We start from the raw sequence: 9293 nt of genomic DNA, 5'->3' as shown, positions 1-9293 counted from the left end.
TTGACCTGGGACGCCCCCTTTGTCTGTTTTTTATGACGCTGCGCGTACGAAGCATCCTTTCCAATCGCTGGTGCCCCCAATTAACCTGGCGAGCTCCGTCAAGTAAGATAAACTACTTATGGGAATGCCCAATCCCTTACTCTTCCTCGTTCGGCGTGCGGTCGATGATCAGCTGCGTGACCTCGGTGTACTCGCCATCCGCCACTTCATCCTCTGTAGCCTCTTCACGCAGATCGTCATTGGTTTCCATACCCGGTGCGACGGTGGGCTCGTCGTGCGTATCGTGTTCTTGCCCCTTCTGTTTCCCGTTCATAAACTTCCCCTCCTCATCGGTTGATGCGATTAGAATACCGATACCAAGGGTGTTTTATTCCAGGACGCCCAGGATACCGTCCGTTACGATAACGAGGGGGGCATGATCACAGTCTCATCCTATCCGTCCCTACCAACCCCTAATCCCTAGAAGAAAGGTAATTTGCCAAAACAATGGCCAAGACGCTCGCATCAAGTCCCAGTAAGGGGTTGTCCGTCGCTTCCCTACTATGCCTGGTTCGCTAACTCCACAGGCATCGTATAGTACTGCGGCTGCCCTGTTTCGTTCTGCTGGTACAATACCAGCAGCATCGTTGCATGGTCCGCGTTGTCAGGGAATCCGGTGCCACCCTGGATGGCATCGCTGAGGTTAAATGGCAGCACCTCGATCATCGCATGTTTCTGCAGATCGCGCTCCGTAATCCCCAGATCGGCAAAACCGCCGGATAGGGCCGCAGGTTCCTCTACAATTTTGCGAACATTGGCGGTCCACTGCGCTTTATCCTGAGTATGATCCCACCATATTTTCCGCGGTTTATATTTATGGCCCAGGAAATAATCAAACTTCATGAGACCGGAGACAACGTCCATATGCGGGGTCTTCCGATCTTCAAGGAAAGCCGTTAATCGCGTAAACAGATCCTCGAGCTGATGGCCGATTTTTTGCCAGCCCTGTCCTTCCCAGTAGTCGCCAAATTCTTGGAAGAAATCAAACGGCGACGTAAACTCATGCTTCATCAGATAATTGAGGGTGTGGTCCATACGGTGTGCATTCCAATACTTCTCCAACACATCCTCCAGTCTCTTCAACCGGACGATATCCGAGAACGGAAGCACGTCGCTGCCAAGGATCTCATACGGAGCATGATCCATGTAGGTGTAGTTATACTTGTCCGCATCGATCCGCAGCCCGGTTCCCCGCAGCATCTTCAGGAAGCCTAACTGCAGTTCCTCCGGCCCAAGCGCAAACACGTCATTAAACGTTTTGCGGAACGTATCGTAATCCTCTTCCGGAAGTCCTGCGATCAAATCCAAATGCTGATCGATCTTGCGGCTGTCCTTGATCATGGTCACCGTGCGTGACAGCTTGGTGAAATTCTGGCGACGCTTCACCAGCTCGTTTGTCGGATCATTGGTCGACTGCACCCCGATTTCAAACCGAAAAATGCCGGGAGGCGCATTTTTCGCCAAATAATCCAGCACCTCGGGACGCATGATATCCGCCGTAATCTCAAACTGGAACACGCAGCCGCCATGATTTTCAATCAGAAACTCAAACATTTCAAGCGCGTAATCGCGCTTAATATTAAAGGTGCGGTCTACGAACTTGATCAATTTCGCTCCGTTCTCGATCAGGTAGAGGATATCCGCCTTGGTCCGTTCAATATCGTAGTAGCGAACTCCCACCTCAATGCTCGATAGGCAGAACTGGCAGCTGAAGGGACAGCCCCGGCTGGTCTCAAAATAGACGACCCGCTTCCCGAGATGCGAAATATCCTCCGGGAAACGATGCGGGGAAGGCAGCTCCGCTAGAATGCTCTTCGGTCTTCCGGGATTTACAATGACTTCGTCCTGTTTGCGGTAAGCCACGCCATAAACGAAATGATACTTCCGGTCCCCTTCCATCGTTTGCAGCAAATGGTGGAAGGTCTCCTCGCCTTCACCCATAACGATAAAGTCGACATTGTGCAGCCGTTTCATCCAATACTCCGTATCGTAGGATACTTCAGGTCCACCCAGTATGATCGTGACCTCCGGCATAATCTTCTTCACGATATCGATCACTTTAATCGTTTCTTCAATATTCCATATATAACAGGAGAATCCGATCACATCCGGCTTGCGCTGGAACAGGTCGGAGACGATATTCATCACGGGGTCCTTAATCGTGTACTCCGTCAATTCGATATCGAAATCCTTCTCGCTGTATGCCTTCAGGCAGCGAATGGCCAAGGAGGTATGAATGTACTTGGCATTCAAGGTTGATAGTATGACTTTCATGGTAGGGTCCACTTTCCTTCTAAAATAATATAAGTTTTTGTTACCGGACGGTTTATCTTAAGCAATCAAGCGGCAAAATGGCTTCTGCCTGCTATGCCGGCTTATCATTCATAGTCATACAGGTCGTCACCGTCACTCGATGTGCCTTGACCATTTAGGAAGAATTCAAGGAACGGACGGCCGTATTTACGGAATTTCACTTCGCCGACCCCCTTAACATTCAGCATCTCATCCTCGCTCTGCGGGCAAACCACACTCATCTCACGCAAAGTTGCATCATTAAAAATGATGTAGGACGGCACATGCTCTTTGCTTGCCAGCTCACGCCGAATCAAGCGCAGCTGCTCAAATACCGTCTCGTTGACGGCTGAAGGAGAATAATCGCGGCGACTGCCGCTGCGCTGGCTGCCTGCGGCTTTGGAAGGACGCGGAACACGCTGCATCACCTCGCGCTGACCTTTTAACACGTCGGCCGCCTCGCTTTGCAGTTTCACGACAGGGTATTGGCCTTCCGTCAACGCCAGGAACCCTTCCGAAATGAGCACATTGATCGTCTCGGATATCTCCTTCTCGGTCCGATTCGACATCACGCCATAGGTTGGAAGGCGGTCAAAGCCGTACTCCAGCACTTTTTTGGCCCGTGAGCCCTTCAGCACGGAAGCGACCATGGACACGCCGAAGCGTTCGCGCATCCGGTGGATGCAGGAGAAGATTTTCTGCGCATCCACCGTGATATCGACAAGCTCCCGATCGTCCGTGCAAGAGCTGCACGTACCGCAGGACTTATCTTCGTGCTCTTCCCCGAAATAATCCAGCATCGCGCTGCGCAGGCACCTTGTGGTGTAGCAGTAATCAATCATCTGCTGCAGCTTCCGGTAGTCGTTCTGCTTGCGCTCTCCCTCCTGGGGATTCTGTTCGATCAGAAACTTCTGCGTCATAATATCCTGGGCGCTGAACAGCAGTATGCACTGGCTGGGCTCCCCATCTCGCCCGGCACGACCCGCTTCCTGCACGTAAGATTCCATATTTTTCGGCATATTGTAATGGATGACATACCGGACGTTGGATTTGTCGATCCCCATGCCAAATGCGTTCGTTGCAACAATAACGCGAATATCGTCATACAGGAAGGCCTCTTGGCTCTCCGCTCGCTCCGCATCACTCATACCGGCATGGTATCGACCCGCAAGAAGCCCCTTAGCTTGAAGGCGTTGGCATAAATCATCCACCTCTTTGCGAGTAGCCGCATAGATGATGCCCGGCTGGTGGGTATGCGAGGCCGCATAGTCCAGCACGAACTCCCGCTTGTTCTCACCGCGAAGCACCGACATCTCCAGATTGTCGCGTCCAAGGCCCGTCACGAACACCTGCGGCTGTTCCAGTCGAAGCAGGCGCTGCATGTCCTCCATAACTTCAGGCGTGGCTGTGGCCGTAAAGGCCGCTACAATCGGACGGTTCGGGAGCCCTTTAACAAAAGGAGCCACCGAAAGATAGCTCGTCCGGAAATCATGCCCCCACTGGGATACACAGTGAGCCTCATCCACAGCCACAATCGAAATATCGAGACCCGCCATCTCCTCCCGGAACCAATCCAGTTCAAGCCGTTCCGGCGCGACATATAACAGCTTCAAGTCACCGCGCTTGGCCGCGCGTATGCGCTCGTTCACTTCCTTGCCGCTGAGCGTGCTGTTGATATAGGCAGCGGCCACCCCCGCTGTCGTAAGTGCATCCACCTGATCCTTCATTAAGGAGATCAAAGGCGATACAACCAACGTCAGACCCGGACATAGGAGCGCCGGGATCTGATAACAGATGGATTTACCTCCGCCCGTCGGCATAATCCCGAGCGTATCCTGGCCCGCTAGAAGACTGGCGACGATTTTTTTCTGGCCCTCCCGAAAATCAGGATAGCCGTAATATTTCTGCAGATAATCCCGTGCTGTATCCATATTCATCGATTCTCTATCATTTGTTTCCACATTCATGGATAAAAACTCCTTATTTCACCTTGGTTTTCCGTTTCGAAAAGCCCTCATCCTTTAAGTTTAACGGCCTTTCCATGAATGGGCAACCGAATCGGGGAAGGAAATTGCATTCAATGAGGAGAACTTCATAAATGTGGAAAAAGGCTTGCTATTATTTAGAGTCCAAAAAATGAAGTTGGTGATCCTAATGAATGACGCACATACCGAAGCCGTAAATCAAACGATTCAATATATGAAGAAGCATCTGGACGAGCCCATGACTACCGAGCAGCTCGCTGGTCTAGCGGGATATAGTCCCTTCCATTTCTCCAGAGTATTCAAACGAGTAACCGGCATATCGCTCCGGCAATACCTATCCGCGCTTCGGGTTGAATCCGGCAAAATCGAGCTCCTTCAAAGTCCTTCCCTGCTTGTGAAAATCGGAATGAGCATCGGTTTGGCAAGTCCCGGCACCTTCAATACCCGCTTTAAGCAGTTTGTCGGTCTGTCTCCGAAAAAGTTCCGCACCACCACGGAGTCCCTGCATCGTTACGTGAATCAATATGAGCACAAGCCATTAACCTGGACAGAGGAAGAAAGGCATGCTCTGCCCCGGATTCATTGCCGGATCGAAGCTCCCGAGAAGTTTCGCGGCATGATTTACGTCGGTCTGTTTCCAAGACCCGTGCCTGATCAGAAGCCCGTATCCGGTACGGCTGTCCATAAGAAGCGAACCTGTATCTTAACCGGCATTCCGAACGGCACGTATTATGTGCTGGCCGCGGGCATCCCCTGGAGCCTCAATCCGCGGGATTATTTTCTGCTGAGCAAATCCTTGCGTGGCAAGCTGGAGGATCCTGTCCATATCGACGAAGGAACCGATCTCGCCGTGAAGATTACCCTGCGCGAGCCTCTTCCCTATGACCCGCCGATTGTTGTGAATCTGCCTCTGCTCTTGTTTGAGAAGGACCGGAATAACAGCGCAAGGTAGAAGAATTTTTGATTCGCATATCCATTTATAATGGAGCTGCAAGAAGAGTTATCCGAAAGAATGAGCGCTATATGATGGAGGAATCAACATGACCATTATTCAAGAAACCGTGATTCAGGCCGATGTGCAGCTCCTCTGGCGAGCATGGACGGAGTCTGCGAGGATAAGCGAGTGGTTTGCGCTGGCTGCGGAAATTGAGCCGAAGGCGGGCGGAAAGTTCGAGCTTTATTTTAACCCCGCCAATCGTGAATCGATGTGCACCGCAGGCTGTACCATTTTGCAGTATGATGAGCCTCATACCCTCGTGTTTGAGTGGAAAGGGCCTGATCCCTTCGCGGAAACGATGAATCAGGGGGAGTTGACCGTGGTCAAGGTGTCTTTTTGGCCTGAACAGGACGGCGGTACAAGAATCACCTTGGAGCATACGGGCTGGAAGGATACCGAGGCGTCGCTGCAAGCCCGGGAATGGCATGTGGATGCATGGAAAGGCATGCTGACCAACTTAAAATCCAGCATTGAATCCGGTGAAGGCATTCTATGCTGCCAGTAAGACAAGCCATAAATAGAGGAGTATATGAACTATGCCGAATCTTTGTGTTCTATCAATCAATGTCAGCGATATGGATCAAGCCACGCGATTTTATTGTGACATTCTGGGATTCGAAATTTCCAAGGTATATGATGATCAGATCACCAGTTTGAAACATGAGGGCATGTCCCTTATTCTGCAAAAATGCGACCGACCTACGAAAACCGATTACCCGCATGAAGCCCAGGTTATTATCGGACTCGAGACGGCGGATGTAAGCGCAGCGATCGCGAACTTCAAATCGCAGGGCGTGGAGGTCATCTTTGATACCCCGCTGCCGTGCCCTCCCGGTCTATACAGCGCGATCCGTGACCCTTTTGGCAATGTGATCGAGCTGCTAGAATTTACGGAATAATCGTGTCATTTGGAAGGATCATTGTTATCGGTAATACGAGTGAAGTCCATATAAATGCCCGAAGGATACGCTGCATGCAGCAGGTGTCCTTCTCGTATGATAAGGTCAGCCGAGACTCTGGTTGGCCTTTTTGATGTTTTTGAGCCGCCAAGTTTTGTCTCTACCATTCCTGCATCTGTTAATGTTGAAGCTGTTGCGGGTAAGAACATATTAATGTTAACCGGAAGGCGACGCATGGGCAGATTAGGAATCACCGGTTTCGGAAATAATAGGTACTTGAACTGATATATTAACTACACAAGGGGAAATTCATATGGATATAACACCAGAAGAACGCGTTACCCTGCACGGGTTCAACAACTTGACGAAAGCGCTCAGCTTTAATATGTACGATGTCTGCTATACAAAGACCCGGGAAGAACGGGAAGCGTACTTGGAATATATTGATGAACAATATAACGCGGATCGACTCACAAAAATATTGAGCCATGTCGCCGAAATCATCGGAGCCCATGTCCTGAACATTGCCAAGCAGGATTATATCCCGCAAGGCGCCAGTGTAACGGTGCTTGTATCCGAGGGCCCTATCGTAGAGGTTCCGGAGGAATCCTATGACGAATCACCGGGTCCGCTGCCGGATAACGTCATCCTGCAGCTCGACAAGAGCCACATTACCGTCCATACGTATCCGGAATTCCATCCCGATGAGGGAATCAGCACCTTCCGGGCCGATATCGACGTATCGACCTGCGGGGAGATTTCACCGCTGAAAGCCCTAAATTACCTGATCCACTCCTTTGATACGGATATTATGACGATCGATTATAAAATTCGGGGCTTCACTAGAGATATTCACGGGCACAAGCTGTTTATCGACCATGAGATCAGCTCCATTCAGAACTATATCCCGGACGAAGCCAAGGATTTGTTCGATATGATTGACGTCAACGTATACAAGGAAAACATCTTCCACACAAAGTGCAAGCTGAAGCAGTTTGACCTGGACAATTATCTGTTCGGTTACACGAAGGATAAGCTATCCGAAGCCGAGCAGCAGAAAATAACCGAGCGCATCAAACTCGAGATGGACGAAATCTATTACGGTAAAAACATGGACCGCAGTTACTGATGATGGGCTCCAGATGTGATGCCATCAAACGTCTTCGATGCAAGCAATATGAATGAATCCGAAATCAGGCCGGGCTCTTAGAGTCCGGCCTGATTTGCAATTTCGATCGCTTCGTCCCGATTACGGACGCCCAGCTTGGCATACAAGGTTGAAGCATAATTCCGTACGGTCCCGTCTGAGAGATACAATTTCATCGCAATCGCCTTGTACCGCATGCCTTGGGAGAGATACTTCAGAATCTCAATTTCCCTTGGTGTCAGTTCATATAACTTCAGAAGTGGAGACGACGCTGGATCGGCATCGGTTACGGATGCAGTGCCATTCTCTTCCTTCATGAAACCGCCCGCTTCCCCATCGAAGAGCTTCGCCGAAATCACCGGATTCATCAAAGTTCCACCTCGATACACGATGCGAATGTTCTCGGCAAGTTCACGCGGCTCCATCGACTTCAGCAAGTAACCGTCCGCTCCGCCTCGCATGGCTTCGGCAGCTTTGGACCTCTGCTCAAATGTGGTGAATATGATAACCTTCACTGACGGCCAACGTTGTTTGATCCATTTCGTCGCTGTAATGCCATCCATCACGGGCATCTCCAGATCCATCAGCACCACCTGGGGGTTAAGCTTCTCACACAAGTCCAAGGCTTGTTCCCCATGTTCGGCACATCCTACCACCTCAAGATCCTTCTCCGATTCCAGGATGATGCCGAGACTCTCCGTGATAAAAGGTTCATTATCCACCAATAAAAGTCGGATGACTTCATCCGCAGGCTCCGAAATTCTAGGCAAGCTGCAGGTCACAACGGTTCCTGCCTCGGGAGTCGAATAAATCGAAACTTGGCCTTGAAGGCGATAGGCCCTTTCCTTCATGGCACTTAAACCGAAACCTTCCTGGATTTGCCCGGTTCCATTACCGTTATCCAGAATTTCAAGCCGGGTTTGCTGCAATTCGAATTGAAGCATAGCATCAATCTTCGTCGCATTACCATGACGTGCACTATTCGTTAGAGACTCCTGAAGACAACGATAGAAGGTCATTTGGGCCTGCCGGGATACCGGGTACTCTTCACCAAGCACTCTAAGCCCTACCTTTACCCCGGTGTTGCGCTCGAAATCCTCCGTTACCTGTCTCAATGACTGCACCAGGGGAAGCTGCTCTCGCGGTGAATCCAGCTCATGCAAATACCCTCTGACCTCATCCAGACTTCTCCGCGTCAGCTCCAGCAGATTGGACAGCTTACGCTGAGCAGTTGAATCTGTTTCCGTAGAACGAAGCGATTCCAAGCCCATAATGACCGACGTATACGTATGGCCCATCGTATCATGCAACTCCTTGGACACGCGTTCCCGTTCTTCCAACAGCGTGACTCGTTCGACCTGAGATAAATACTGCTCTAATATCGTATTATGTGTTCGAATGATTTCATTCTGGCGATAGTTGGCCATCAACAGATGAAAGGCAAATCCTAACGCAAACGCAAAGGCGACATGCTCCATCATCAGCATCAAATCCGTTGATGGGGCGTACAGCTTGATCAGTATTGGAACCAAGATAGCCGCAAGGGGGCCTGTCCATCTATACGTAGTTCCATAGCTGTTCGCTGCCATCAGAAAAGCCGGAATGATAAACGACAAGTAAGCCCCCGGGAATAACCAAGTTAAATAAACGGCGATCCCCCCCGATAACAGGAACTCCGTTATCAAATATGCTTTATGGTTCAGAAGCAGACACAGCCAGGGTATCGAGAAAGCTGCCATTTCCCACATGACGACGATCCATAACGATACGGTAAACTGGTTCCGGACCTCCACAAACTTTATGATCAGAGAGATGCAGCCCATCATGCGAATAAAGAGCATGGCCCAGTCGTACCACTTCCATTGTTTCACGATATCAAACAAAGCTTTCACTCCCTGCAGTTCCTTGGCGGTTCCTTCCTAATATGACATGGC

At 50.4% G+C, this 9293-nt stretch carries 8 protein-coding genes; 4 read left to right on the top strand and 4 right to left on the bottom strand.

Translation table 11 applies throughout. The features are described from left to right. Nucleotides 1-136: 136 nt before the first annotated feature. The 3 genes from ABEW73_RS33460 to recQ form a co-directional block, all read right to left on the bottom strand. The gene (locus ABEW73_RS33460) at nt 137-313 is read right to left on the bottom strand and encodes a hypothetical protein (protein WP_430173261.1); all 177 of its coding nucleotides are present in this window, start codon (nt 311-313) and stop codon (nt 137-139) included. Between the two features lie 227 nt (nt 314-540). Next, nucleotides 541-2313 carry a B12-binding domain-containing radical SAM protein gene (locus tag ABEW73_RS33455; protein WP_430173263.1) on the bottom strand — a complete coding sequence of 591 codons (1773 nt, stop codon included), beginning with the start codon at nt 2311-2313 and terminating at the stop codon, nt 541-543. 104 nt (nt 2314-2417) lie between these two features. After that, nucleotides 2418-4298 (bottom strand): DNA helicase RecQ, encoded by a 1881-nt coding sequence (recQ, locus tag ABEW73_RS33450; RefSeq protein ID WP_430173265.1) that lies wholly within the window; start codon nt 4296-4298, stop codon nt 2418-2420. 187 nt (nt 4299-4485) lie between these two features. Here recQ and ABEW73_RS33445 point away from each other — a divergent pair, with 187 nt between their 5' ends. The 4 genes from ABEW73_RS33445 to speD all read left to right on the top strand — a co-directional run bounded on the left by ABEW73_RS33445 (nt 4486) and on the right by speD (nt 7341). Beyond that, on the top strand, nt 4486-5268 hold the full coding sequence (locus tag ABEW73_RS33445; RefSeq protein ID WP_430173314.1) for a helix-turn-helix transcriptional regulator: 783 nt from the start codon (nt 4486-4488) through the stop codon (nt 5266-5268). Between the two features lie 88 nt (nt 5269-5356). After that, entirely contained in the window at nt 5357-5818 is a 462-nt protein-coding gene (locus ABEW73_RS33440; protein ID WP_430173267.1) for an SRPBCC family protein, read from the top strand. 31 nt (nt 5819-5849) lie between these two features. Next, nucleotides 5850-6212 carry a VOC family protein gene (locus ABEW73_RS33435; protein WP_430173269.1) on the top strand — a complete coding sequence of 121 codons (363 nt, stop codon included), beginning with the start codon at nt 5850-5852 and terminating at the stop codon, nt 6210-6212. Between the two features lie 313 nt (nt 6213-6525). Next, nucleotides 6526-7341, top strand: a complete 816-nt coding sequence (gene speD / locus ABEW73_RS33430) for an adenosylmethionine decarboxylase (RefSeq protein WP_430173271.1) — start codon at nt 6526-6528, stop codon at nt 7339-7341. 77 nt (nt 7342-7418) lie between these two features. Here speD and ABEW73_RS33425 read toward each other — a convergent pair whose 3' ends face one another. Next, nucleotides 7419-9251 (bottom strand): response regulator, encoded by a 1833-nt coding sequence (locus ABEW73_RS33425; protein ID WP_430173273.1) that lies wholly within the window; start codon nt 9249-9251, stop codon nt 7419-7421. Between the last annotated feature and the right edge of the window lie 42 nt (nt 9252-9293).

Origin of the sequence: Paenibacillus lautus (genome assembly GCF_050482385.1) — a bacterium.
Classification (GTDB): domain Bacteria; phylum Bacillota; class Bacilli; order Paenibacillales; family Paenibacillaceae; genus Paenibacillus_AQ; species Paenibacillus_AQ lautus_B.
This window is presented reverse-complemented; position numbering and strand designations above follow the sequence as displayed.

Bases quoted from the DNA above. Each gene is read 5' to 3' on its own strand.
- ABEW73_RS33455 (WP_430173263.1), bottom strand. From the start codon at position 2,313: ATGAAAGTCATACTATCAACCTTGAATGCCAAGTACATTCATACCTCC.
- speD (WP_430173271.1), top strand. From the start codon at position 6,526: ATGGATATAACACCAGAAGAACGCGTTACCCTGCACGGGTTCAACAAC.
- recQ (WP_430173265.1), bottom strand. From the start codon at position 4,298: ATGAATGTGGAAACAAATGATAGAGAATCGATGAATATGGATACAGCA.
- ABEW73_RS33460 (WP_430173261.1), bottom strand. From the start codon at position 313: ATGAACGGGAAACAGAAGGGGCAAGAACACGATACGCACGACGAGCCC.
- ABEW73_RS33445 (WP_430173314.1), top strand. From the start codon at position 4,486: ATGAATGACGCACATACCGAAGCCGTAAATCAAACGATTCAATATATG.
- ABEW73_RS33440 (WP_430173267.1), top strand. From the start codon at position 5,357: ATGACCATTATTCAAGAAACCGTGATTCAGGCCGATGTGCAGCTCCTC.
- ABEW73_RS33435 (WP_430173269.1), top strand. From the start codon at position 5,850: ATGCCGAATCTTTGTGTTCTATCAATCAATGTCAGCGATATGGATCAA.